At 71.4% G+C, this 23,815-nt stretch carries 19 protein-coding genes; 3 read left to right on the forward strand and 16 right to left on the reverse strand.

Going from position 1 to position 23,815, the window contains the following annotated elements:
* Nucleotides 1-35: 35 nt before the first annotated feature.
* From ABZX65_RS31850 to ABZX65_RS31920, 15 genes are all read right to left on the reverse strand, one after another.
* A complete protein-coding gene (locus tag ABZX65_RS31850) occupies nucleotides 36-2,450 on the reverse strand; it encodes an FtsX-like permease family protein (protein WP_355347913.1) in 2,415 nt (804 codons plus the stop codon).
* Nucleotides 2,447-3,148, reverse strand: coding sequence for an ABC transporter ATP-binding protein (locus tag ABZX65_RS31855; protein WP_355347916.1), 702 nt, complete (start codon nucleotides 3,146-3,148; stop codon nucleotides 2,447-2,449). The genes ABZX65_RS31850 and ABZX65_RS31855 overlap by 4 nt, the downstream gene beginning before the upstream one ends.
* The gene (locus ABZX65_RS31860; RefSeq protein ID WP_355347919.1) at nucleotides 3,145-3,669 is read right to left on the reverse strand and encodes a PadR family transcriptional regulator; all 525 of its coding nucleotides are present in this window, start codon (nucleotides 3,667-3,669) and stop codon (nucleotides 3,145-3,147) included. The genes ABZX65_RS31855 and ABZX65_RS31860 overlap by 4 nt, the downstream gene beginning before the upstream one ends.
* 105 nt (nucleotides 3,670-3,774) lie before the next feature.
* Complete coding sequence (locus ABZX65_RS31865; RefSeq protein WP_355347922.1) at nucleotides 3,775-4,041, reverse strand: hypothetical protein; 267 nt, start codon at nucleotides 4,039-4,041, stop codon at nucleotides 3,775-3,777.
* Nucleotides 4,038-4,982, reverse strand: a complete 945-nt coding sequence (locus ABZX65_RS31870; RefSeq protein ID WP_355347925.1) for an SPFH domain-containing protein — start codon at nucleotides 4,980-4,982, stop codon at nucleotides 4,038-4,040. The genes ABZX65_RS31865 and ABZX65_RS31870 overlap by 4 nt, the downstream gene beginning before the upstream one ends.
* A gap of 176 nt (nucleotides 4,983-5,158) precedes the next feature.
* Nucleotides 5,159-6,607: a catalase gene (locus tag ABZX65_RS31875; RefSeq protein WP_355347928.1), complete on the reverse strand. Its 1,449-nt coding sequence runs from the start codon at nucleotides 6,605-6,607 to the stop codon at nucleotides 5,159-5,161.
* Between the two features lie 463 nt (nucleotides 6,608-7,070).
* Nucleotides 7,071-9,365 carry a SpoIIE family protein phosphatase gene (locus ABZX65_RS31880; RefSeq protein WP_355347930.1) on the reverse strand — a complete coding sequence of 765 codons (2,295 nt, stop codon included), beginning with the start codon at nucleotides 9,363-9,365 and terminating at the stop codon, nucleotides 7,071-7,073.
* 56 nt (nucleotides 9,366-9,421) lie between these two features.
* Complete coding sequence (locus ABZX65_RS31885; protein ID WP_355348005.1) at nucleotides 9,422-10,096, reverse strand: class I SAM-dependent methyltransferase; 675 nt, start codon at nucleotides 10,094-10,096, stop codon at nucleotides 9,422-9,424.
* A 284-nt stretch (nucleotides 10,097-10,380) separates the two neighbouring features.
* Nucleotides 10,381-11,055 carry a DUF402 domain-containing protein gene (locus ABZX65_RS31890; RefSeq protein WP_355347933.1) on the reverse strand — a complete coding sequence of 225 codons (675 nt, stop codon included), beginning with the start codon at nucleotides 11,053-11,055 and terminating at the stop codon, nucleotides 10,381-10,383.
* A gap of 23 nt (nucleotides 11,056-11,078) precedes the next feature.
* Complete coding sequence (locus ABZX65_RS31895; RefSeq protein ID WP_355347935.1) at nucleotides 11,079-12,464, reverse strand: class II fumarate hydratase; 1,386 nt, start codon at nucleotides 12,462-12,464, stop codon at nucleotides 11,079-11,081.
* A 133-nt stretch (nucleotides 12,465-12,597) separates the two neighbouring features.
* Nucleotides 12,598-13,089 (reverse strand): DoxX family protein, encoded by a 492-nt coding sequence (locus ABZX65_RS31900; RefSeq protein WP_355347938.1) that lies wholly within the window; start codon nucleotides 13,087-13,089, stop codon nucleotides 12,598-12,600.
* 19 nt (nucleotides 13,090-13,108) lie between these two features.
* Nucleotides 13,109-14,866, reverse strand: a complete 1,758-nt coding sequence (locus ABZX65_RS31905) for a discoidin domain-containing protein (protein WP_355347941.1) — start codon at nucleotides 14,864-14,866, stop codon at nucleotides 13,109-13,111.
* A gap of 17 nt (nucleotides 14,867-14,883) precedes the next feature.
* Nucleotides 14,884-16,767 (reverse strand): adenylyl cyclase, encoded by a 1,884-nt coding sequence (locus tag ABZX65_RS31910; protein WP_355347944.1) that lies wholly within the window; start codon nucleotides 16,765-16,767, stop codon nucleotides 14,884-14,886.
* Between the two features lie 96 nt (nucleotides 16,768-16,863).
* Complete coding sequence (locus ABZX65_RS31915) at nucleotides 16,864-17,970, reverse strand: DUF1996 domain-containing protein (protein WP_355347946.1); 1,107 nt, start codon at nucleotides 17,968-17,970, stop codon at nucleotides 16,864-16,866.
* A gap of 728 nt (nucleotides 17,971-18,698) precedes the next feature.
* Complete coding sequence (locus ABZX65_RS31920; protein ID WP_355347949.1) at nucleotides 18,699-20,354, reverse strand: fumarate hydratase; 1,656 nt, start codon at nucleotides 20,352-20,354, stop codon at nucleotides 18,699-18,701.
* 132 nt (nucleotides 20,355-20,486) lie between these two features.
* Here ABZX65_RS31920 and ABZX65_RS31925 point away from each other — a divergent pair, with 132 nt between their 5' ends.
* Together ABZX65_RS31925 and ABZX65_RS31930 are read left to right on the forward strand one after the other, a co-directional pair.
* Nucleotides 20,487-21,182, forward strand: a complete 696-nt coding sequence (locus ABZX65_RS31925; protein WP_355347952.1) for a DUF1707 domain-containing protein — start codon at nucleotides 20,487-20,489, stop codon at nucleotides 21,180-21,182.
* A gap of 345 nt (nucleotides 21,183-21,527) precedes the next feature.
* On the forward strand, nucleotides 21,528-21,869 hold the full coding sequence (locus ABZX65_RS31930) for a WhiB family transcriptional regulator (protein WP_317452644.1): 342 nt from the start codon (nucleotides 21,528-21,530) through the stop codon (nucleotides 21,867-21,869).
* 138 nt (nucleotides 21,870-22,007) lie between these two features.
* On the opposite strand, the gene glpX is transcribed toward ABZX65_RS31930, so the two are convergent.
* Entirely contained in the window at nucleotides 22,008-23,039 is a 1,032-nt protein-coding gene (gene glpX, locus ABZX65_RS31935; protein ID WP_355347954.1) for a class II fructose-bisphosphatase, read from the reverse strand.
* Between the two features lie 182 nt (nucleotides 23,040-23,221).
* On the opposite strand from glpX, the gene ABZX65_RS31940 reads away from it, so the two are divergent.
* Nucleotides 23,222-23,761 carry a DUF4245 domain-containing protein gene (locus tag ABZX65_RS31940; protein WP_355347957.1) on the forward strand — a complete coding sequence of 180 codons (540 nt, stop codon included), beginning with the start codon at nucleotides 23,222-23,224 and terminating at the stop codon, nucleotides 23,759-23,761.
* Nucleotides 23,762-23,815 lie beyond the last annotated feature (54 nt).

Raw genomic sequence — 23,815 nt, forward strand, 5'->3', positions numbered from 1 at the left:
CTTCGCCCTTCGCCCTTCGCCCTTCGCCCTTCGGCCTATTCGGTCCGCAGACCGTCCGGCCGCATCAGCCGCCACAGCGGCGGCAGGCTGAGGAGGGTGACGGCCAGGACGACGGACGCGCCGATCGCCGACATCTGGGCGACGATCGCCCAGTCGACGTGGAACGTACGGCCGACCATCGCCAGGAGCGCGGCGCCGAGCCCGAGCCCGCCGACACAGGCGAGGACCAGGCCGAGCGCCATCGGAATGGCCGTCTGCCACAGCACCGACCAGGCCAGGGCGGTGCGCCGGGTGCCGAAGGCGACCAGGACGGCGAGCAGCTTCTTGCGGTCGCGGAGCTGCTCCAGCATCGTGACGAGCAGGCTGGCGCCGATCAGCGCCATGGTGATGGCCGCGCCCACGAACAGGCCGCGCCGCAACTGGCCGTACTGCGTCTGCGTGGTGCTGTCGCTCACGGCCGAGACGGTGACCGTCGGGCCGAGCGCGGCCCCGGTGTTGCGCAGGTACTCCACCGCGTCCCGCTTGCCCGCGTCGAGGTTGACCATGACGACGGCCGTGGGATCGGCCAGCTTCGACTGGTCGACGGCCTCGGGGGTCAGCAGGACGCCCCAGTTGGTCTGACCGCGCGGGTCGGTCCGCGCCGTGACCGAACGGGCGTCGGACGGGACCGTCCACAGCCGCGGAGCGCCGGTGTACGGCAGGGCGCCGGTGTTGAGGTCGAGGCGCTTGCCGGGCTTGGCGTACTTGGCCAGGTCCGCGTTGGACGACGCGCCCCACTGCTCGTTGTTGGGCACGATGTAGACGCTGCCCGCCCCGCAGGAGCCGATGTCCGCCATCTGCCGCAGCGTGTCGCAGTCGGCGACCAGCAGCGGGATGTAGGCGGTCTCGGCGTCGGGGCCGAGCTTGCTGGCGTCCGGCTGCGTGGCCCGCGTGTCGATGAAGCCGTACGCCCGCGCCACGCCGGGCGTCGCCCGGACCTTCGCGGTGTAGTCGACCGCCTGCCGCGCGTCGGCGGTCGGCGCGCTGACGGTGGCCTGGATACGGGACGTGTCGGCGCCCGTGGAGTGCACGAAGCTGTCGTTGACGCCCGCGAAGAGCATCTGGAGCGCGATGGCCCCGGCGACCGCGACCGTGACGCCGCTGACCATCCGCGCCGATCCGTTGCTGTTCAACTGGAGCCTGCGGGTGGCCAGTTGCCAGGCGACCGGCCCGCCGCGCAGCCGTCCGACGACGGCCTCCACGACCCACGGCAGCACCGTGGTGACACCGAACAGCAGCAGCACCGCGCCCGCCGCGGTCTGGTACTCGTTGACATGCGCGTCGCTGCCGTTGACCGAACCGAACAGCGGGACCAGCAGGCCGATGCCGACCAGCGGCACCAGCAGCCGCCACCACAGGGTGCGGCGCCGGCCGAGCCCCTGGCGGACCACGCCGAGCGGTTCGATCGCCGTGCCGCGCAGGCTGACCAGGGTCACGGCGACGGCCGCCACCGGGACCGCCAGCACGATCAGCGTGGTGAGCGCCGCGTTCGGCGTCATGTCGGCGGGGAAGGCGCTGATGTCGTGGATCGTGAAGTGCGAGGCCAACTGCCGACCGGTGAAGAAGAACACCGCGCCCAGCACCAGCCCGAACAGCGACCCCAACAGGGCTTCCCCCGCGGCGATTCTGCGGGTCATCCGGATGTCCGCGCCGACCAGCCGCATCGCCGCCAGCCGCCGGTCCCGCCGCTCGCCGCCCAGCCGTACCGCCGCGCCGACGAAGACCGCGACCGGCAGCAGCAGCACCACCAGCATGACGACCAGCAGCAGCGTCAGCACCGGGCTCATCGCCTCGGACGGGGCGTGGTAGCCGTACGAGGTGACCCGAGTGGCGTTGCCGTGCCCGTAGTTCTCGTCACGGGCGGTGAGCTGATCGCTGCCCGCGTAGTACAGCAGCTCGCTCGGGCCCATCAGCCCGGCTTCCCCGACGGTGCCGGTGATCTTGTACGGGATGCGCTCGCGCAGCAGCGGCGTGGAGTTCAGCAGCTTGCGCAGGGCGGGGGAGACCACCATCTCCCCGGCGCCCGGCAGATGGGCGACGCCGGGCGGCGAGGGCGCCTTGGCCCCCTCGGCCTGGAGCAGCGAGCCGCCGATCTGCGAGTCCCGGTAGACGGTCCTGACGTCGGCCACCAGGAGCGAGCGGTCGGACGGCTTGGCGATGAACGTGGCGGAGGAGGTGTCGCGGGCCACCCGCTTCTGCTCCCGCGTGTCCAGCATGGCCGGTACGGCGGCGGCGAGCAGCAGCAGCGCCACGCCGAGCCCGACGCCGACGGCGGTCAGCACCGTACGGGTCCAGCCCTCGCGTCCGCCGCCCGCCGCGAAACGCGCGCCGAGCGCGAGGTCGCGCGCCCAGGTCCGCACGCCGGCCGGCTGGTCCGGTGCCTCGGTGCCGTGAGGTTCGCGGCTGTTCATGACACCCGCTCCATGTCGCGCGACTTCCCGTCCCGCACGACGATCTCCCGGTCGGAGTAGGCGGCCACCCGCGCTTCGTGGGTGACCAGGACGACGGCGGCGCGGGTGTCGTGCGCGGCGTCGGTCAGCAGCCGCATCACCCGCTCGCCGTTGAGCGAGTCCAGCGCGCCGGTCGGCTCGTCGGCGAAGACGACCCGCGGGCCGCCGACCAGCGCGCGCGCCACCGCGACGCGCTGGCCCTGGCCGCCGGAGACCTCGCCGGGCCGCTTGTCGGCGATGTCGGCGACCTCCAGGCGCTCCAGCCACTGCGCCGCCTGCTGCTCGGCCGGCCTGCGCTTGGCGCCGCCGAGCCGCATCGGCATCGCCACGTTCTCCAGGCAGGTCAGCTCGGGTACGAGCTGGCCGAACTGGAAGACGAAGCCGAAGTCGGCGCGGCGCAGCGCGCTGCGCTCGCCGTCCGACATGGCCGACAGGTCGCGTCCCCGGTAGCGCACCTGGCCGGAGTCGGCCTTCACGATGCCGGCCAGGCAGTGCAGCAGGGTCGACTTGCCCGACCCCGAGGGGCCCATGACCGCGACGACCTCGCCGGGCCTGATGCTGAAGTCGGCGCCGTCCAGCGCCGGGGTCGGGCCGTACGCCTTGCGCAGTCCCGCGGCCACCAGCAGCGGCTCGGGTCGGGGCCCGGTCGACGCGTTCATTTGGCCACCTCCGCGGCGAGCTGGTCGAGACGGGCGGCGGTCAGCTCCAGCCACCGCAGATCCGCCTCCAGATGGAACAGGGCGTGGTCGCAGATGAGCTGGTCCGCCAGGTCGCCCGCCGACTTGCGCCGGGTGAGGTCGCGCATCAGCCGCAGGTGCTCGGCGCGCTGGGTGTCGAGCAGGTCGGCGGCCGGGCGGCCGGTCAGCAGCGCCAGCACGACCTTCGTGTACAGCGTGGTCTGGAGGTACGGCTCCGGCTTCTCCGGCTGCGTCAGCCACGTCTCGACGTCCGTGATCCCCGCTTCGGTGATCGCGTACCGCTTGCGCTCGGGGCCGCCGCCCGGCTCTATGCCGTCCACCTCGACCAGGCCGTTCTTCAGCAGCCTGGCCATCGTCGAGTAGACCTGCCCATAGGCCAGCGGGCGGTCGTGTCCGAACCGTTCGTCGAATGCGCGCTTGAGGTCGTAGCCGTGGCGCGGGCCGGACTCCAGGAGTCCGAGCAGGGTGTGCCCAATTGACATGCGGAGCACTGTACACCACGGGTATACACACCATGTATACGCACCGGAGCGCTGCCTTCCGCCGCCGTGCGGTGGTGTCGGGAGGGGGCCGGTGGCGGGCGGGGCCTACGTACCGGCCGACGGCTTCGGGGGCCGGCCGCGGCGGGGGAGGGGGCGGGTCGCGCTGGGCAGGCGGCCCGCCTCGGCGAGGGCGCGGCGCAGCAGGAACTCGATCTGCGCGTTGGTGCTGCGCAGCTCCGCCGCCGCCCAGGACGCGAGGGCGTCGTGAACGGCGGGGTCGAGCCGCAGCAGCACCTGCTTGCGTACGGGGCGGGCGGCGGTCTCCCCGCCGCCCGCCCCGTCGGGCCCGTCGTCGGGCGCGGAGGAGGTCACTGGTAGAGGGTGCCCGTGTTCAGGACCGGCTGCGCGGCGCGGTCACCGCAGAGCACGACCAGCAGATTGCTGACCATGGACGCCTTGCGCTCCTCGTCCAGTTCGACGATCCCCTGCTCGGCGATCCGGGACAGCGCCGACTCGACCATGCCGACCGCGCCGTCCACGATCGTCTGCCGGGCGGCCACGATGGCCCCGGCCTGCTGCCGCTGAAGCATCGCGGAGGCGATCTCGGGCGCGTAGGCGAGGTGTGTGAAGCGGGATTCGATGATCTTCACACCGGCCGACTCGACGCGGGCGGCGATCTCGGCGGACAGCCGCTCGGTGATGTCCTCGGAGTTGCCGCGCAGCGAGATCGACTGGCCGTCGTGGGCGTCGTACGGGTAGTTGGTCGCGATGTGCCGGACGGCGGTGTCGGTCTGGATGCTCACGAACTGGACGTAGTTGTCGACCTCGAACGTCGCCTGCGCGGTGTCCCTGACCTGCCAGACCACGACCGCGGCCAGTTCGATCGGGTTGCCGTACGCGTCGTTGACCTTCAGCGTCGAGGTCTCGTGGTTGCGCAGCCGGGTGGAGATCTTGCGGCGGCTGGTGAAGGGGTTCACCCAGCGCAGGCCGTCCTGCCGGATGGTGCCCTGGTAGCGCCCGAAGAGCTGGCACACCCGCGCCGAGCCCGGCGCGACCTGGGTGAGGCCGAACAGGGTGATGAACGCGCAGAGGACGACCACCGCGCCCGCGACGATCAGCGTGGTCGCGAGGGCACCGGGGTGGTCCTTGGCGTGCACCGCCCCCGCGACGATCAGCGCCACCCCACCGGCCACCACCACCAGTGCGAGCAGCAGAAAGGGCAGACCGGGCATGCCCACCGCCCGTCGCTCCTGCACCCGCGGCGCGGGCATGTCCGGTGCGTCGACGGCGAGCTGTGGTTTCTGGTCCGACATGGCGGGTCCCCGTTCCTCCGAAAGTGTCTATCAAATAGATATCACATTTTCGGGAAACCCAAACCTTGGCAAAGCCTCGAACCCGCCCCGGACCCGCACCGGACCCGCCCCGGACACGATGCAGCCCCGGGGCACGGGACATGATCACGTGCCTCGGGGCTGCGCTTCGGTGGGCGTCAGCCGGTCTTGACCTCACCGGCGATCCGGTCGCCCAGCGACTGGTCGACATTGCGCCAGTACGTCAGCGCCCGCTCCAGCACCGGCGCGCTCACCCCGTCGCTGAGGTGGCCCGCCACGTTCGACACCAGCCGGGCGCGCGCCGCGTCGTCCAGCACCTCGCGCACCATCGTGCCCGCCTGCCCGAAGTCGTCGTCCTCCGCGTGCAGCGCGTACGCCTCGCGCACCATCTCGCCCGCCGCCCGCCAGCCGGTGACCTCCCCGTATGCCTGCGGCGAAGCGGCCGGTCCGCCGTACGAGTTGGGCGCGTACGGCGCCCCCGCGTTCGACGGCTCGTACCGCATCGGGCCGTCCTTGGCATAGGAGTTGACCGGCGAGTGCGGGCGGTTCGGCGGGAGCTGGGCGTAGTTGGGGCCGATCCGGTACCGGTGCGTGTCCGGGTACGAGAACAGGCGGCCGAGCAGCATCTTGTCCGGGGACGGGCCGATGCCCGGCACCATGTTCGAGGGCTCGAACGCCGCCTGCTCGATGTGGACGAAGTAGTCCTCGGGGTTGTGGTCCAGCGTCATCCGGCCGACCTCGATCAGCGGGTAGTCGCCGTGCGGCCACACCTTCGTCAGGTCGAACGGGTTGAAGCGGTAGTCCGCCGCGTCCTCGAACGGCATGACCTGCACATACAGCGTCCACGACGGGTGGTCGCCGCGGTCGATGGACTCCCACAGGTCCTGCCGGTGGTAGTCGGCGTTCTGGCCCGCGAGGGTGTCGGCGTCCGCCTGGGTGAGGAAGTCGATGCCCTGGTCGGTCTTGAAGTGGTACTTCACCCAGAACTTCGTGCCGCCGCCGTTGACCCACATGTACGTGTGCGAGCCGTAGCCGTTCATGTGCCGGTACGACTTGGGGATGCCGCGGTCGCCCATCAGCCACGTCACCTGGTGCGCGGACTCCGGCGAGAGCGTCCAGAAGTCCCACTGCATGTCGTTGTCGCGCAGCCCGTTGTCCGGGCGGCGCTTCTGCGACCTGATGAAGTCCTGGAACTTGATCGTGTCGCGCACGAAGAACACCGGGGTGTTGTTGCCGACCAGGTCGTAATTGCCGTGCTCGGTGTAGAACTTCAGCGCGAAGCCGCGCGGGTCCCGCCACGTGTCCGGGCTGCCCTGCTCACCCGCGACCGTCGAGAACCGCGCCAGCATCTGCGTGCGCTTGCCCGGCTGGAACAGGTCGGCGCGGGTGAACTGGCTGACGTCGTTGGTCACTTCGAACCGGCCGTACGCCCCGCTGCCCTTGGCGTGCACCACCCGCTCGGGGACCCGCTCCCGGTTGAACTGGGCCATCTTCTCGATCAGGTAGTGATCCTGCAGCAGGATCGGCCCGTCGGCCCCCACGGTCAGCGAGTGCTCGTCGCTCTCGACCGGGATACCGGCGTTGTTGGTGGTGTACGGGGTGCTCATCGAGAGTGTCCTCACGCTCGGGAGTCGTATGACCTCGCTGCTCCCCACCTTCCCACCGAATATGCCTGTCGGCACGCTGAGCCACAAGACGGTGACCCTCGGTCACGCTGGTGGCCGAGTCACCGGGGTGCGTTCGCGCGAGGGGCTGCGCCCCTACGGCACCGCTGCGCAGGTGGGTTCGCCGGTAGCCAGCGAGCCGAAGGCGGCGCCGGTGTTGAAAGGGAGAACGCGCACAGCGACCGAGGAACGAGGGAGCGAGCACGATCGACCGTCGACACCGGGTCTAAGCCGCCGGAGGCGAGAGGGCGGCAAAAAAAGGGGATCGCGGTGAGCATGGGAAAGACGGCTCCCCCTTACGGTCCGCCGTGACGCTGAGCCGACGCAAGAGGGTGCCGCGGGCGTTCACCCCCCCACGGCAACCCCACCCAAGACGGCACCCCCACCCCCGTACCCCCGTACGGCCCTAGATCGGGAGCTCGAACCACACCACCTTGCCCGCGCCCAAGCGGGTGGCGCCCCAGCGTTGGGCCATGCGGTTGACGAGGTAGAGGCCGCGGCCACCTTCCTCCTCCGGGGCGGCGTGGCGCATGCGCGGCAGAAGAGGCGCGTCGTCGCCGACTTCGCAGCGCAGGACGTCGGTGCGCAGGAGGCGCAGGGTGATGGGGCGCTCGGCGTAGCGCACGGCGTTGGTGACGATCTCGCTGACCAGGAGTTCGGCGGCGTCGGACTGGTCCTCGAGGTCCCAGCGGCGCAGGGCCTGGCGGATCAGGCGGCGGGCGCGGCCGGGCGTCTGGGGGTGCGGCTCCAGGAACCAGTAGGCGACGTCGCTGGGCGAGATGCCGTCGAAGCGCGCGGCGAGCAGGGCGATGTCGTCGTCGCGGTCGCCGGGGCCGAGGATCTCCAGCACCTCGTCGCACAGCGGCTCCAGCGGCGGCGGCGAGACCACGCTGGCGGCGTCGTGCAGCCGTTCGCGCAGCAGCTCGATGCCGCCCCACACGTCACGGCTGCGGGACTCGACCAGGCCGTCGGTGTAGAGCAGCAGGGTCGCCCCGGCGGGCGCGGGCAGCTCCACGGCCTCGAAGGGCACCCCGCCGACGCCGATGGGCGCGCCGGGCGGCACGCGCAGCACCTCGGCGAGACCGTCGGCGTGCAGCAGCACCGGCGGCGGGTGGCCCGCGTTGGCGACCACCAGCCGGTGGGCGATCGGGTCGTAGACGGCGTAGACGCAGGTCGCCATGCGGTCCTGGCCGAGCCGCTGGGCCTGTTCGTCCAGGTGGTAGAGGACTTCCTGGGGCGCCAGGTCGAGCCCGGCCAGGGTCTGGACGGTGGTACGGAGCTGGCCCATGATCGCCGCGGAGGTCATGGAGTGGCCCATGACGTCGCCGACGACGAGCGCCACCCGGCTGCCGGGCAGCGGGATCGCGTCGTACCAGTCGCCGCCGACGCGCGCGGACTCGGCCGCCGGAAGGTATCTGCTGGCGAGCTGGACGCCGGTCGGCTGCGGCAGCGAGTCCGGCAGCATCTCGCGCTGGAGGGCGTCCGCGATGTACGCCTCGCGGCCGTAGAGCACGGCCTTGTCGACGCCGAGCGCGGTGTGCGTGGCGAGCTGGGCGGCCACCAGCAGGTCGTCCGCCTCGAAGGGCGTACGGTCCGCGCGCCGCAGCAGCACCGCGGCGCCGATCACCCGGCGACGGCCGCGCAGCGGTGCCAGCAGGGCGCGGCGCCCGGTCGGCATGCCCGGCAGCGGCCCATCGCTGTGGTCGGGGCGGCCGAGGAGTTCGGCGAGCGCGTCGGCGGCGCGCGGGGAGTCGGCGAAGACCGGCCGTACGCCGCGCAGCACTTCCGCCAGCGGCCCGTCGAGCAGCACCGCGATGGACTCGGCGGCGCCGCCGTACGACGACTCCAGGGCGGGCAGCAGCGGCGCCGCGCCGACCGGGGCGGTCGCGGTCGCCAGCGGGTCCGCGGGCTCCTCCAGGCCGCCGTCGGCGCGCCGCAGCCGCAGCCGCAGCGGCCCGGACGGCCGCTCGTCGCCGACCGGCAGCGGGTCGCGCAGATAGACCAGGATCGCGTCGGCGAAGGCGGGCACCGCCGAGCGGCACAGGCCGAGCAGGATCTCGTCGAGGTCGAGCCCGCGGGCGATCCGCCGGGTCGCGGCGCCCACGTATCGCAGCCGGTCGGCCTCGGGACCGGTCTGCACGGGCATCGGGATGCGCATCCCCACAGAATCCTCGTCGCCGGGGTGTCCCGCCGCTTCCAGCGGTGTGCCGCGCGGCGGAGTGCTGACGAACGACGCCAGCGACTCGCCCTCCGGCGGCGCCGTCCAGCCGGAGCCGTGCGTCGGGATGGGCGGCAGCGGCGGCAGGTGCGGCTCCACGGCGCGCGAGGGCCCGCGCGGGGTCTCGGGGGCGGATCCGCCGGGTATGGCCGAGGGCCGGTCCGCGCCGGGGCGGTCGGTGGCGGGGCGCTCGGCCGCCGGGTGGTCGGCCCCGGGGCGCTCGGCCGGCCTGCCCTCCGGCTCGTTCTCGTCGTGCGGGCGGGCCCCACCGGGGCGCGGGGGTGTGGCGGAGGCCGCCGAGGCCAGGCCGCGCGCCGACTCGAAGTCGCGGGCGGCGCGGGGCAGCTCGTGGTGGCCCGTGGTCGAGCCGAGGCCCGCAGCGGTACTCGGCCCCGAAGGCGTCTCGGGTACGGCGAAGCCGCCACGCGGGTCCGGTGGGGTCGCGGCGTGGTTCCTGGGCGTACGGGGCGGGTCCGTGGTCACGCGAGTCGTTCCATCCGTCTGTGCGCCACGCGCTGGCCGCGGCGGGTCGGGCCTGGTCAGGCGCGTCGGCAGGAGAGGAAGATCTGCTCCTCCGGCGGCACGTCGGTGCTCGCCGGTGCGTAGGCGTACGAATCCTCCTTGATCACCTCGAAGCCCGCGTCCACCACGACATGGCGCAGTTCATCCCTTAGATAACCGGATACCCGGATGGTGTGACCGAGGAACGGAATCGGCACATTGTCCAGATCGGCTTCCACCATCGACACGGCGAGCAGGCCGCCGGGCTCCAACAGGCCGTGGAGCGCCCGCAAGGTGCCGGGGATCTCGTCCTTGGGCAGCATGAGCAGCGAGAAGAACGCGGCGACCGCCGCGAAACTTCCCGGCGCCAGCGGCCCGCCCTCGGTGAGGTCGGCGAAGTCGGCCTGGACGAAGTCGGCCGCGGGCACGTTCACCCGTGCCTGCGCGAGCATTCCGGCCGACAGGTCCACGCCCGTCACCCGCAGCCCCGCGTCGGTGAACTGGCGCGCGGTCGGCAGTCCCGTACCGCAGCCGAGGTCCAGCACACGGGCACCGGCGGGCAGGGTCTCGACGAGCCATTCACCGGCCCTGACCTGCCCGTCCTTGTGCGGGAACGCTTCGTCGTACCGGTCGCCGATCGCGTCGAACGCCTCGGCCTGGCCGGTACGGTCCCTGCCCTGATCCTCGTGATCGTCGGCAGGGGGGATCCCCATGTGCTCGTAGCCGCCGGTTCCCACCGTTCCGGGCCTCCCTGACTGCTGCTGGATGGCTGCTGCTGAATGGCTGTACGAATGGCTGTGTTCGCGTCGCTGTGACGTAGCGTCAAACTCTAGGCCGCGATCGGCAATTGCGCAGTGTTCCGGAGCACGATCCTACGGTTGGGGGTCAGGGACGCAACAAGGGGCTCGGAGGTTCACTCCCGCCCCCCACGGCTTACGCCCGCTTACGCCCCCTACCGTACGCACCGCGGCCCTACCCTCGGCTCGGCCCGCCGCTTCTACGACGGCGGCCGGTCCCAGTCCGGCGGCAGCGCGGGCACCGGCCACGCCGGGTCGGGCCGCCAGTCCTCCCAGCCGTCCCGGAACGGCGGACCCCAGGCCCTGACCACCCCCGCCGCGCGCTCACCGGCCCGCCGCACACGCGCCGCCAGCTCCGCCGGCATCAGCCCGTCCGCCTGCGCCTGCGCGAACTCGTCCTCGTCCAGCCAGCGCCAGGAGCGGTCCGGGTGGACCGAGATGTCGAGGAAGTGATCCTCCGAGTCCACCCCTCCCGACCAGCGCCGACGAGGTTCCTCAAGGTTCACATACCAGCATTTGAACCGCCACCCGGGCTCCCAGAACAGCCACACCGACCACGGCTCGCCCGGCCGCGCCAGCTTCAGCACCCCGGCGCCCCACCACGGCTCGACCCGCGCCACCCGCGGCTTCACGTACCGGCTCGCCAGCGGCTCCCGGTGCACCGGCGTCCCGTCCGCCAGCACCGGCTTCACGCACGCCGTACCGGGCGCCATCCACACCGCGAGCAGCTCCGCGTCGTCGCGCACCACGGTCACCGGACGGCAGATGTGCACCGCGTCCGTGCCGTTCCCCCGGTAACGCCACAGCACCTGCGCGCCGGGCGTCCAGAAGTGGCGCTCCCCGGCGCGGGTCGAGAGATCCGCTTCGGCTGTCATGAACAGAGTTTACGGAAGCACTGTTACGGATGCGTCATACGCAGAACGTCCAGCGCCTCGTCGAGCTGCGTTTCGGACAGCAGACCGCGTTCGACGTAACCGGACTCGATCACCACCTCGCGGATCGTCTTCCGCTGCGCCAGCGCCGTCTTCGCGACCTTCGCGGCCTCCTCGTACCCGATGTAACGGTTCAGCGGAGTGACGACCGAAGGCGAGGACTCGGCGTACTCGCGGGCCCGCTCGACATTCGCCGTGATCCCGTCCACCGTGCGGTCCGCCAGCAGCCGCGTGACGTTGGCGAGCAGCCGGACCGACTCCAGGACGTTGCGGGCGATCACCGGCAGCATCACGTTCAGCTCGAAGTTGCCCGCCGCGCCCGCCACCGAGATGGCCGTGTCATTGCCCGTCACCTGCGCCGCCACCATCAGCACCGCCTCCGGGACGACCGGATTGACCTTGCCCGGCATGATCGACGAGCCGGGCTGAAGGTCGGGCAGCGCGATCTCGGACAGCCCGGTACGCGGCCCCGAGGACATCCAGCGCAGGTCGTTGGCGATCTTGGTGAGGCCGACCGCGATCGTCCGCAGCTGCCCCGAGGTCTCCACGATGCCGTCCCTGGCGCCCTGCGCCTCGAAGTGGTCGCGGGCCTCGGTCAGCGGCAGCCCGGTCGCGCGCGCCACCTCCGCGATCACCGCGGCCGGGAAGCCCGCCGGGGTGTTGATGCCGGTGCCCACCGCCGTGCCGCCCAGTGGCAGCTCCGCCAGCCGCGGCAGCGAGGACCGCAACCGCTCGATCCCGTACCGCACCTGCGCCGCGTAGCCGCCGAACTCCTGGCCCAGCGTGACCGGCGTGGCGTCCATCAGGTGCGTGCGGCCCGCCTTCACGACGGTCGCGAACTCCGCCGCCTTCGCCTCCAGGGACTCCGCCAGACGGGTGAGCGCCGGAATCAGGTCGCCGGTCACCGCCGCCGTCGCCGCGATGTGGATGGAGGACGGGAAGACGTCGTTGGACGACTGCGAGGCGTTGACGTGGTCGTTGGGGTGGACGTCGCGGCCCAGGCGCTCGGTGGCCAGGGTGGCGATCACCTCGTTGGCGTTCATGTTGGACGAGGTGCCGGAACCGGTCTGGAAGACGTCCACCGGGAAGTGCTCGTCCCAGCGGCCCTCGGCGACCTCGGCCGCGGCCTCCTGGATCGCCTCGGCGGTGTCCTTGTCCAGGACGCCCAGCTCCGCGTTGACCTTCGCGGCGGCGGCCTTGATCCGGGCCAGCGCCGCGATGTGCGCCCGCTCGATCCGCTGCCCCGAGATCGGGAAGTTCTCCACCGCGCGCTGCGTCTGCGCCCGCCACTTCGCCTCGGCGGGCACCCGTACCTCGCCCATCGAGTCGTGCTCGATCCGGTATTCGCTCATGCCTATAACAGTGCCCGGGAACACCAGGGTGTTCCCGGGCACTGTCTCCCCGTGGTGAGATCGGCCGAATCCGCGCGCAGCCGCGCGAGCCCGCGTGGAGCCGGGCGAGGCCGCGTGAGATCCGCGCGGAGCCTCAGGCGGGCATGGCCAGCCGGCCGTTCCCCCCGTCCTGCGCCTCCTGCGCGTCGAGCGCCGCCCGCGCGGCCGACCTGCGGTCCGCGAGCAGCCGGTCCAGCGCCAGGGCGCCCGGCCCCGAGAAGACGATCAGCAGCAGCGTCCAGCAGAAGAAGACCGCCGCCTCACCGCCGTTCTCGATCGGCAGCAGCCCCCGGTGCTGATGGACGTCGAAGTACGCGAACGCCATCGACCCCGAGCCGATCAGCGCGGCCGGCCGGGTCGCCAGCCCGAACAGCACCAGCACACCGCCGACGAGCTGGATCAGCGCCGCGTACCACCCCGGCCACCGGCCCGCCGAGAGCTCGGCCGTGCCGAGCACGCCGAAGAGCGACGCCACACCGTGGCAGGTGAACAGGAGCCCGACGACGATACGGAACAGGCTGAGCGCGTACGGCTGGGCCCGGTCGATGCGGGAGTCCGAACCCGTACCGGTAACGGTGTCCGACATGAGCGCACCTCCTCTCCGCTTAGTTGTAGACGCCGAATTCGTAGAGCGAGTACCCGTAGGCCGTGCCGCGCTGCGTGCCCGTCAGGCGCACATAGCGGCCGGTGCCGGAGACGTCGAGGTCGTCGATGTCACCGTTGCCGTCGGCCACGGACTTCACCGTCGTCCAGTTCTGCCCGTCGTCGGAGGTCTGGATGTCGTACGCCTTGGCGTACGCCGACTCCCAGGAGAGCTGGACGTGGTGGAAGGCGGTGGTGGCGCCCAGGTCGACCTGGATCCACTGCGGGTCGCTCCAGTCGCTCGCCCAGCGGGTCCCGGCGTTGCCGTCCACCGCGTTCGACGGGGTGCACGGGCAGCCGCCGGTCGGGTCGGTCTGGTACGTCGAGGCCGTCGCGGGCTTGTTGAGCGCGACATTCGTACCGTTCGGCTTCGGCGGCACGATCCGCACCGACTTGGAGCCGTAGCTGACGTTGCCGTGGTTGTCGGTGGCGCGGACGTACGCCTCGTACACGCCGACCTTCTCCGGCGCCTTCGCCGTCAGCGTGCCGCCGTTCTGCGTGGTCGCGGCCGGGGTGAGCGAGCCGTTGTTGTCGATGTAGATGCTGCTGAACAGCACCTGGTACGTGATCGGGTCGTTCTCCGGGTCGGAGGTCGAGGTGGTGATCGTCACCGTGCCGCCCGCGGGCACGCCCGAAGTGGCGTTGTCCACGGTCATGTCGGTCACCAGCGGCGGCTGGTTGTCACCCGAGGTGTTCCCGCCGTACGCGCGCTTGACCGCGTAGTACGAGGGCCGCTTCAGGCCGTCGGGCACCAGGTTGAACCAGATGCCGCCGAAGTCGTCCTCGTTGCCGTAGTGGAAGAGCGTGGCGCCCAGCGCCACACCGGGGTGGCCGGCCACGCAGTTCCACGCGTTGGTGTAACCGTCCGCCTTCTGCTGGTCGGTGGGCTCGTCCGCCACACCGTTCGCGTCGTTCGGCACCTCCCACGAACCGGCCGGGCCGCCCTCGGTGATGATGTACGGCTTGTCGTAACCGCCGCTCTCCCACGCCGACTTGACGTTGCAGACGTCCTTGTAGGAGTTGACCGCCAGCAGGTCCAGGTCCGGGGTGTTGCGCTTGTAGTACGGCCACGCGCCCGTCCACGCGTCGGTCGACGTCACCGGGTGGTTCGGGTCGGCCGCGTGCACCGCTTTCGAGAGGTCGTTGACGAAGGAGGTGTACGCGTTGCGCTCCTGCTCCAACTGGTCACCGCTGTAGCAGTTCTGGAGCCCCAGCACCGACTCGTTGCCGACGTCCCACATCAGCACGCCCGGGTTGTCCTTGTAGGTGTTCACCCACTTCGGGAACTCCGCGAGCATGTTGTTCTTGTACGTGGTGTCCGTCAGGTAGTCGACACAGCCGCCCGAGCCGGGACCGCCGCCCGGCTGGAGCCAGAAACCGGCGATCACCTTGATGCCGTTGGCCGCCGCCGCGTCGAACAGCGGCGCGCTGCTCGCGTCCGTACCCCACGTACGGATCGTGTTGACGCCCATCCGCGCCACGTCCGGCAGGTCCGCCGCCGCCTGCGAGGGCTGCGGACCCCACGTCAGACCCTTCACGGTGTACGGGGCGCCGTCCACGGTGAGCTGCCAATTGCCCTGCGAGCCGGTCACCTTGACCACGCTGCCCGCCGCCTGCGCGGCCGGGGCCTGCACGACGGCGAGACCCGCCGCGACCAGTGCCGCCACCGCGAGGGGCGCCAGGCCGCGCCTGGCCGTCCTCCTGATCACATGTGCGCGCATCTCGTCCTCCGAGGGGGTCACGGGTAGCTCACCAGGTAGGAGATACCGGAGTTGGTGTTGTTCACCGGGTCACCGGTCTCGTTGACGACATGGCTGATCGTCCCGTCGTTGCCGAGCGAGACGGTGACCATGTCGTGCAGCCGCACCCCGGACGTGTTCGGCACCAGCAGGGCGCTGTCGGCGACGACGCTGGGGTCCGCGAGGAACAGGCAGTAGCTGCCCAGCCCCCACGCCTCGTGCGAGGCGACCGAGTCCGCCACCTGGTAGGCGGCGTAGCCGTGCCGCGAACCGTCCATCCAGGCCGCCTGGTTGGGCGGGTCGTACGGCATCTCGTTCTGGAAGAAGTACGTCCGTCCGGCGTCGCCGTTCCAGAGCACCTCGGTCTTCTGGTGGTGCTCCACGAACAGGCCGTACATCGTGACGCGCGCGCCGTTGACGACCAGGCCGGTGTCGCTGGTGTTGACGTCCCAGCCGACACCGCTGCCGTGGTCGGCCCGCCACAGCCACAGGTTGTCGCCGATCACGTCGGAGCTGTTGATCTCGACGCTGACGGTGGCCTTGCCGGCCTGCGCGCCGCCGATCCGCACGAACACGTCCTGGAGGAGCGTCGGGTCGCCCGCGTGGCCGCCGTCGGCGCCCTGCGGTCCGACGCGGACCAGCACCGCGGAATTCGTGGCGCCCGCGTCGATCAGCAGCCCGGAGATCTTCACACCGTCGACGTCGGCGACGGACAGCGCGGTGATGCCGTTGTCCGGCAGCAGCGTGGCGATGCCCAGGCCCAGCACGACCGTGCCCGCCCGCGTCACCTCCACGGTCTGGTCGAGGGCGTACACGCCCGGCGTGACCAGCAGGTGCTTGCCCTGCGCCAGCGCGGAGTTGATCGTGGCCGCCGAGTCGCCCGGCTTCGTGACGTAAAAGTCGGTCAGCGGGATCGACTCGCCCTGCGCGCCGCCGTTCCAGGTCACCCCGCGGGCGTTGCTGTGCAGCGCGGGCACGAACACCTGGTACGCGCCGGACCCGTCCACGTACAAGAAGGGCTTCTCCCGGATCACCGGGGCGCTGTCGACCACCGTGTGGGAGGGGTCGGGGAAGTTCTGCGGCGGCGCGCCGTCCACGCCGACGAAGACCATGTTCCATACGGAACCGGCCCATTCGCCGAGCGCGCTGTTCCGGGTCAGCCACTGCTGCTGGGAGCCGGACACGACCCGGCCGTCCACCTTGCAGTCGGCCATGAAGCCGCCGCTGGACCAGCCGTCGTAGCCGTTCCACAGCGGGACCTCGCCGCGGATGTGCACGCGGCGCAGCGGGGCGGCCTGCGAGACCGCCCAGCGGTTGGAGCCGCCGGTCGGGGTGACCGACAGATTCTCGGCGCTGCGCCAGAAGTTCTGGGTGGCGTTGCCCTGCATCCAGTCGGCCTCGACGTGCACCAGGCCGTGGATGTCGACGTCGTCGGGGGACAGGCCGAGACCGGCGACGTGGGTGTAGAAGCCGACGTTGACGTCGAGTCCCTCGTACGTGCCCGGCTTGAAGAACAGCGCGAAGCGGTCGGTGCCGAACTGGTTGGACTCCTGGCGGCGGAAGACGTCCGAGACCTTCGCCTGGATGTCGGCGATCGGCATCGAGGGGTCGAAGACCAGGACGTTGGGGCCGAAGTCGGGGTCCGCGGCGGCGGCGCGCGGACCGGCCGTCGTACCGGCCTTCCTACCGTTCGCGCCGGACGCGGTGGCCGCGGTGGCCGCCGAGGCACGGCCCGCCAGTACCGGGGTGGCCGCGAGGGCCGCCAGCGCGCCGAGGGCCGCGCGCCGGGAGAAGACGGATGTCACCGGTGAGCCGGGTGTGCCGGTCGTGCTGCCTGTGCTGCTTGTGGGGGGTTGAGAGGGGGGAAGTGCGGGGCTGTTCATAGATCACCTGTGTGTTGGGGGGACAGGTTTCCGGAGAGCGCTCTCCCACGGGGTCGGGTAAAGCCCGGCCCGCGCGGGAGAGCGCGGTGTCCGGGCTTACGGCAGTTGGTAGTTCTGGTTCAGAGCCGCGCCCTTCTGAGGCTGCGACTGGTCGTAACCGCGGGCGTCGCACTGGAGTCCACCGTTGATGCAGTGGGTGACCAGCGCGTTGAGGGTCGGGGCGTCCCAGTCGTTGAAGAAGTCGTAGTGGAAGGAGAAGCCCTGGCCACTGGAGAGGTGGACCTGCGACATGTCGCCGTTCACCGGCCAGGCCATCTTGAACTCGATCATCGGCAGGGCGACCGGGTGGTCGGCCGGGCAGACGTTCTGGTTGGCGCCGCCGGCGACCGGGTAGGCCATGTGGCTCTTGTGGTCCGGCACGTCCAGGTGGATGCCGTCCCAGCAACTCGGCGCCTGGAGGCGGATGTTGAGCTGCGTGTCAGGCGTGTTGGGGCAGCTCACCGGGATGTTCCAGTTGTGGTAACTGGTCCCGCACTCCCAGCCCTCGACGGTGCCCTTGAGGTGCTGGAACTCGTCCTGCGTCTGGCTCGGGCTGCCGACCACGAAGCGCAGGCCCTTGGGGAAGGGGCGGACGCTGGTGTAGTCGTTCACGGACGACTTGTAGTAGATCGTCTGCGTGCCGACCGGCAGGATCTTCTGCGTGCCCTTGAACAGACTCGGCATCCAGTACGCCGACTTGTCGCCGGGCGCCAGACACACCGTGTTACCGGTCTCCAGCGAGGCCGTCGTGGAGTTGCCGTTCGTGCTGGTGTTGCCCATGAAGGTGTGGTCGTGCGACGCCCCCGGCTGGCCGGGGAAGACGATCGGGTCGTCCGGCGCCGTGTGCGTGGGGGCACACTGGGCCTGGAACTCGTGGAAGTACGCGTGCGGCGGCTCGTACGTCGACGGTGTCACGCCGGTGACCGGCGGGTTCGCCATGATGTAGCCGTCGCCGTCCGGGTCGTCGCCGGACGCCAGTCCGTTGCCGGTCAGCGGCATCGCCATGCCGGGCATCCCGGCGTGGTCGGCCGCGTGGTCCGCGGCGGCCGGTGTGCTGGCGGAAGCGTTTCCGGTCGTCATCGCGACCCCGCCGATACCGAGGCCGGTAGCGGCGAGTGACAGGGCTATGAGCAGCCCCGGGATCCTTCTGGTCCTCCGTGCCATGGAGACCTCCTGCTTGATGGTGCGCATGGGGGGCTGACGGCACGACGTGGCGGCAGGCGTCATGACGGGCCGTCAGTTGGGAGAGCGCTCTCCCAGGTACGGAATGTTCCGCTCCCGCTAAGGACATGTCAACGGTTGATGAATCGGCCCCGCTGCGCGAGCCGGGCATTCCGCCACCCCCCGACCACCCTGGCCTGCAAGCCCTCCACTTTTTGCGGATTTCGTGAAGGTCCACCCCCTGCCCTTGGCCTATACCAACCCCCGGCGCCACGCGCTGGCGTTCACCACCGACCCCCAGCGCCACGCGCTGTCGTAATCAGCGGTCCCCCCGCCGGGCCGCCCGTGCGGCACGTGCGGGTGCCGCCCCGCAGGGTGGTACGTGCCCGTGCCCGCCTCTGCGGAGGTCCGCCCCCCGCGGGTCTGCACGCACCCGTGCCGCGCTGGCGCCGTCGCGGCTCCCGTGCCGCCACCGCCCCGCAGGGCGGTACCTGCCCGTGCCTGCGCCGTGCGCGTCCGCGCCTGCCGCCGCCGCGGCTACCCAATGGCGCGCGCCCGCCCCCCCCGCGGCGGCGACAGCACGCACCCGTGCCGCCACCGCCCCACAGGGCGGTACCCGCCCGTTCCCGTGCCGCACGCGCCCGCGGCTACCGCCCCCGTGCCGTGCGCGCCCCGCGGCGCGGCCCCCCGGCGGGGCGGCAGAGCCGTAGGCGGTGAGCTTCCCGCAGGGGTCAGGCGCCTTGGCGGCGGGGGATGGTGGTGAAGGTGGGGGAGGGGGAAGGGTCTTGGAAGAAGTCGTTGCCCTTGTCGTCGACGACGACGAAGGCGGGGAAGTCCTCGACCTCGATCTTCCAGACGGCTTCCATGCCGAGCTCGGCGTATTCGAGGACGTCGACCCGCTTGATGCAGTCCTGGGCGAGGCGGGCGGCCGGGCCGCCGATGGAGCCGAGGTAGAAGCCGCCGTGGGCGGCGCACGCGTCGGTGACCTGCTTGCTGCGGTTGCCCTTGGCGAGCATCACGAAGGAGCCGCCCGCGGCCTGGAACTGCTCGACGTAGGCGTCCATCCGGCCCGCGGTGGTCGGCCCGAAGGAGCCCGAGGCGTACCCCTCGGGCGTCTTGGCCGGGCCCGCGTAGTAGACGGCGTGGTCGCGCAGGTACTGCGGCATCTCCTCGCCCGCGTCCAGCCGCTCCTTGATCTTGGCGTGCGCGATGTCGCGGGCCACGACCAGCGGCCCGGACAGCGAAAGCCGGGTCTTCACGGGGTACTTGGTCAGCTCGGCGCGGATCTCGTCCATCGGCCGGTTGAGGTCGACGCGTACGACGTCGTCGTCCAGGTGCTCGTCGGTGGTCTCCGGCAGGAAACGCGCCGGGTCCGTCTCCAACTGCTCCAGGAAGACACCCTCTGCGGTGATCTTCGCCAGCGCCTGCCGGTCCGCCGAGCAGGAGACCGCGATGGCGACCGGGCACGACGCGCCGTGCCGCGGCAGCCGCACCACCCGCACGTCGTGGCAGAAGTACTTCCCGCCGAACTGCGCCCCGATCCCGATCTTCTGCGTCAGCTCGAAGACCTTCTGCTCCAACTCCTTGTCCCGGAAGCCGTGTCCGGCCGCCGAGCCCTCGGCGGGCAGCTCGTCCAGGTAGTGCGCGGACGCGTACTTGGCCGTCTTCAGGGCGAATTCGGCGCTGGTCCCGCCCACCACGATCGCCAGGTGGTACGGCGGACAGGCCGCCGTACCCAGCGAACGGATCTTCTCCTCAAGGAACTTCATCATCGACGCCTCGTTCAGCACCGCCTTCGTCTCCTGGTAGAGGAAGGACTTGTTGGCGCTGCCACCGCCCTTGGCCATGAAGAGGAACTTGTACGCGCCGCCGTCCGTCGCGTACAGCTCGATCTGCGCGGGCAGGTTGGAGCCGGTGTTCTTCTCGTCCCACATCGTCAGCGGGGCCATCTGCGAGTAGCGCAGATTGAGCTTGGTGTACGCGTCGTAGATCCCGCGCGACAGCGCCTCCTCGTCGCCGCCCGCGGTGAGGACCTGCTGGCCGCGCTTGCCCATGACGATCGCCGTACCGGTGTCCTGGCACATCGGGAGCACGCCGGCCGCCGCGATGTTCGCGTTCTTCAGCAGGTCGAGCGCGACGAATTTGTCGTTGGGGCTCGCCTGCGGGTCGTCCAGGATGCGGCGGAGCTGCGCGAGGTGGGTCGGGCGCAGGTAGTGGGAGATGTCGTGCATCGCCTCGGCCGCGAGCAGCCGCAGCGCCTCCGGATCGACCGTGAGGAACGTACGCCCGTCCGCCTCGAAGGTGCTGACACCCTCGGCGGTGAGCAGGCGGTACGTGGTGGGGTCCTCGCCGAGGGGAAGCAGATCCGTGTAGGCGAACTCAGGCATGGGGCATTCCTCACTCGGCGGCGGCGCTGCGGCCTCCCGATTCTAGAACGCCCCCGAACGGCCGGGCGGGCCGGACCCCTAGGGGGTACTTCGGGGTAGTCGCGATCTATCGCGTCTGTGTACCGTAGGGACGTGGACGAATCGCAGCTCCAGAAACGCGCGCAAGAGCAGCCCCAGCCGGTGCGTACGGGCAAGCCCACCGCGGAAGCGGACCTGCGGGCGTCGGACGCGGACCGGGACCGGATCGCCGACATCCTGCGCGAGGCCCTGGCCGAGGGCCGTCTGGACTCGTCGGAGCACTCCGAGCGGCTCGACCAGGTCTACGCGGCCAAGACGATGGGCGAACTGGAGCCGCTGGTACGGGATCTGCCGGTGGGCAGGACCAGCGCCCCGGCGCCCGCCCCCGCGGCCCGCGGCGGTTACCACTACGCCCCCGACCCCAGCGGCGAGAACCCGAACCTGGTCGGCATCCTCGGCGGGGCCGAGCGCAAGGGCCGCTGGCGCGTCGGCCACCGGATCACCGCGGTCGCGATCATGGGCGGCGTCGAGATCGACCTCACCGAGGCCACCTTCACCTCGCCCGAACTGGTCATCCACTGCACCGCGATCATGGGCGGCATCAGCGTCAAGCTGCCGGAGAACGTGACGCTGCGCGGCGGCGGGGTCGTCGGCATCATGGGCGGCTCCGACGTCAAGGCGTTCGAGGCGCCGGACGCCGACGCGCCGGTGGTCCGCATCGACGGCTTCGCCTTCTGGGGCGGCGTCGAGGCGAAGGCCAAGCGCGGCAAGAAGGTCAAGGACTGGACGAAGAAGAACCTCGAGAGCTGAGGCGCGGGACCGGTCGGGGGAGCCTCCGGCGCCGGGGTGAGGCGGCCTCGCGCACGGGTGAGCGGGCAGCGGCGGTTTCACGCCCCCCGACTCCGTAACGGCTGTGATTGATGGTGCGTAAGTGCGCCAAGCATCGTGCGTGTTTCCGCCATCCGCAGGTCACAGGCTTGCGGGGCTCTCGCGCCGGGCGAACACGGTGCGCATGAAGTCGCGTACAGCGGGTAGGGGTTCGAGCACGCCGCCGCACTGCCGCCGTTGAGATCCGCGCCCGCCGGGGGAGTGGTCGGTGACGCGCCAGGGTGGCAATCGCCGAGCCGTCGTCAGGAGTATCCCGTGCTTCAACCGATCGAGCCCGTCACGGACACCGCCTACCCGCCCGGTCATCCGCGGGATCTGGGCGGGCCCTGGCACTCGGAGGCCGCCTGCCGCAGTGACGAGGCGGGGCTGTTCTTCGCCCCGTCGAAGGAGCCCACTGCCGCTCGTCTGTCCCGGGAGGAGGCGGCCAAACGCGTGTGCGCGCGCTGCCCGGTGATGCTCGAATGCCGCGAACACGCCCTGCTCCAGCCGGAACCGTACGGGGTGTGGGGCGGCATGACCGCCGCCGAGCGCCGCGTGGTGCTGGCCCGCCGCCGCCGTCGCGAGGTCGAACTCCAGCGCCCCGACCCGCAGATCGCCGCCGCGGGCTGACCGTACGGCTCAGCGGCTCAGGAGTTTCGTCGGCCGGGCGCCGCCCGCCGCGCCGCATCCGGGAATACGGGGCCCGAGTGCGCCGCGGCAGGCGGCAGCCGACATACCGAAGGACGTACCGAAGGCGGGGAGTGAGCCTCAGCGCGCCCGGTCGAAGTCGATCGCGCTGTACGCCCGCAGTTTGGACAGCCGGTGCGTGGAGTCGATCTGCCGGATCGTGCCGGACTTGGAGCGCATCACCAGCGACGAGGTGGTGGCGGTCTCCGCGCGGTACCGCACCCCGCGCAGCAGTTCGCCGTCGGTGATCCCGGTGGCGACGAAGAAGACGTTCTCGCCGCTGACCAGGTCCTTGGTGTGCAGAATCCGGTCCAGGTCGTGCCCGGCGTCCAGCGCCCGGCGCCGCTCGGCGTCGTCCTTGGGCCACAGCCTGCCCTGGATCGTGCCGCCGAGGCAGGTGATCGCGCAGGCCGCGATGATGCCCTCGGGCGTGCCCCCGATGCCCAGCAGCATGTCCACGCCGGTGCCCTCGCGCACCGCCATGATCGCGCCCGCCACGTCGCCGTCGGCGATGAACTTGATCCGGGCGCCGGTCTCGCGGATCTCCTTCACGATGCCGTCGTGCCGCGGCCGGTCGAGCACCACGACGGTGACGTCCTCGGGCGCGCTGCCCTTGGCCTTGGCGACCCGGCGCACATTGACCGCGGGCGGCGCGGTGATGTCGACGTACTCGGCGGCCTCGGGGCCGACCACCAGCTTGTCCATGTAGAAGACGGCCGAGGGGTCGAACATGGTGCCGCGGTCGGCGACGGCGAGCACCGCCACCGCGTTCGGCATGCCCTTGGCGGTCAGCGTGGTGCCGTCCACCGGGTCGACGGCGACATCGCACTCGGGCCCGGTGCCGTCACCGATCCGCTCGCCGTTGTAGAGCATCGGCGCCTCGTCCTTCTCGCCCTCGCCGATGACGACGACGCCGTTCATCGAGACGGTGTGGACGAGGGTGCGCATCGCGTTCACCGCGGCGCCGTCGGCCCCGTTCTTGTCGCCCCTGCCGACCCAGCGTCCGGCCGCCATCGCGGCGGCCTCGGTGACGCGTACGAGTTCCAGTGCCAGGTTGCGGTCGGGGGCCTCCGGGCTCACTTCGAGCTGGGGCGGCAAATGCTGTTCGGTCATCACGCGCACCTTTCTGTACGAGGACGGCCGGAATATGAGGGTGTTCCGACCCTATCGGTTCGGCGCGAATATGAGCAGGGTGCACGTCACATGAGCGCCTGGTGCCCGGTGCGGGCCGGGGCCCGTGGAGGGTGCGGACCCCGGCGTCCGGGGCCGTTCCCGGCATGGGGGACGATGGTCGGGTGGCAGCAGACAAACGTGGCAACAAGACCGTGCGGGACCTGGTGCTGTCGATGGCGGTGATCGGCGCCGTCGCCGCCCTCATCTACGTGTTCATCCCGCACGACTCGAAGGCCGACCCGACCAAGCCGGTCACCTTCTCGGTGGAGCTCGGCCAGGCGCGGCGCGACGCGCCGTACAAGGTGGCGGGGCCCGAGGGGCTGCCCGCGACCTGGCGGGCCACCTCGGTCACCTACAGCGCGGCCGACCCGCAGGCGGTGACCTGGCACATCGGCTTCGTCGACCCCGAGGACCAGTACGTCGCCGTCGAGCAGAGCAACGCCGCGGCCGAGCCGTACATCAAGGACGTCACCTTCGGCGCGCACCGCGACGGCGGCCGTACGGTCACGGCGGGCGGCCTGGTCTGGGAGCGCTACGCGGGGCCGAAGTACAACGCGCTGGTCCGCAAGGAGCAGGGCGTCACCACGGTGGTACTGGGCACCGGCAAGGACGCGGAGCTGACGACGATGGCCGCCGCGCTGAAGGAGCGCGGCGGCCAGTAATCGGTAGCCGGTCATACGGACATACGTCCCACCGGGGGCGGCCGGTCGTATGGA

Origin of the sequence: Streptomyces sp. NPDC003300, from assembly GCF_040610915.1 — a bacterium.
Lineage (GTDB): Bacteria > Actinomycetota > Actinomycetes > Streptomycetales > Streptomycetaceae > Actinacidiphila.

Coding starts and splice junctions, on each gene's coding strand:
- ABZX65_RS31885 (WP_355348005.1), bottom strand. CDS start 10,096: ATGGGGATCCCCCCTGCCGACGATCACGAGGATCAGGGCAGGGACCGT.
- ABZX65_RS31855 (WP_355347916.1), bottom strand. CDS start 3,148: ATGAACGCGTCGACCGGGCCCCGACCCGAGCCGCTGCTGGTGGCCGCG.
- ABZX65_RS31910 (WP_355347944.1), bottom strand. CDS start 16,767: ATGAACAGCCCCGCACTTCCCCCCTCTCAACCCCCCACAAGCAGCACA.
- ABZX65_RS31895 (WP_355347935.1), bottom strand. CDS start 12,464: ATGAGCGAATACCGGATCGAGCACGACTCGATGGGCGAGGTACGGGTG.
- ABZX65_RS31850 (WP_355347913.1), bottom strand. CDS start 2,450: ATGAACAGCCGCGAACCTCACGGCACCGAGGCACCGGACCAGCCGGCC.
- ABZX65_RS31915 (WP_355347946.1), bottom strand. CDS start 17,970: ATGGCACGGAGGACCAGAAGGATCCCGGGGCTGCTCATAGCCCTGTCA.
- ABZX65_RS31860 (WP_355347919.1), bottom strand. CDS start 3,669: ATGTCAATTGGGCACACCCTGCTCGGACTCCTGGAGTCCGGCCCGCGC.
- ABZX65_RS31875 (WP_355347928.1), bottom strand. CDS start 6,607: ATGAGCACCCCGTACACCACCAACAACGCCGGTATCCCGGTCGAGAGC.
- ABZX65_RS31900 (WP_355347938.1), bottom strand. CDS start 13,089: ATGTCGGACACCGTTACCGGTACGGGTTCGGACTCCCGCATCGACCGG.
- ABZX65_RS31920 (WP_355347949.1), bottom strand. CDS start 20,354: ATGCCTGAGTTCGCCTACACGGATCTGCTTCCCCTCGGCGAGGACCCC.
- ABZX65_RS31905 (WP_355347941.1), bottom strand. CDS start 14,866: ATGCGCGCACATGTGATCAGGAGGACGGCCAGGCGCGGCCTGGCGCCC.
- ABZX65_RS31870 (WP_355347925.1), bottom strand. CDS start 4,982: ATGTCGGACCAGAAACCACAGCTCGCCGTCGACGCACCGGACATGCCC.
- ABZX65_RS31890 (WP_355347933.1), bottom strand. CDS start 11,055: ATGACAGCCGAAGCGGATCTCTCGACCCGCGCCGGGGAGCGCCACTTC.
- glpX (WP_355347954.1), bottom strand. CDS start 23,039: ATGACCGAACAGCATTTGCCGCCCCAGCTCGAAGTGAGCCCGGAGGCC.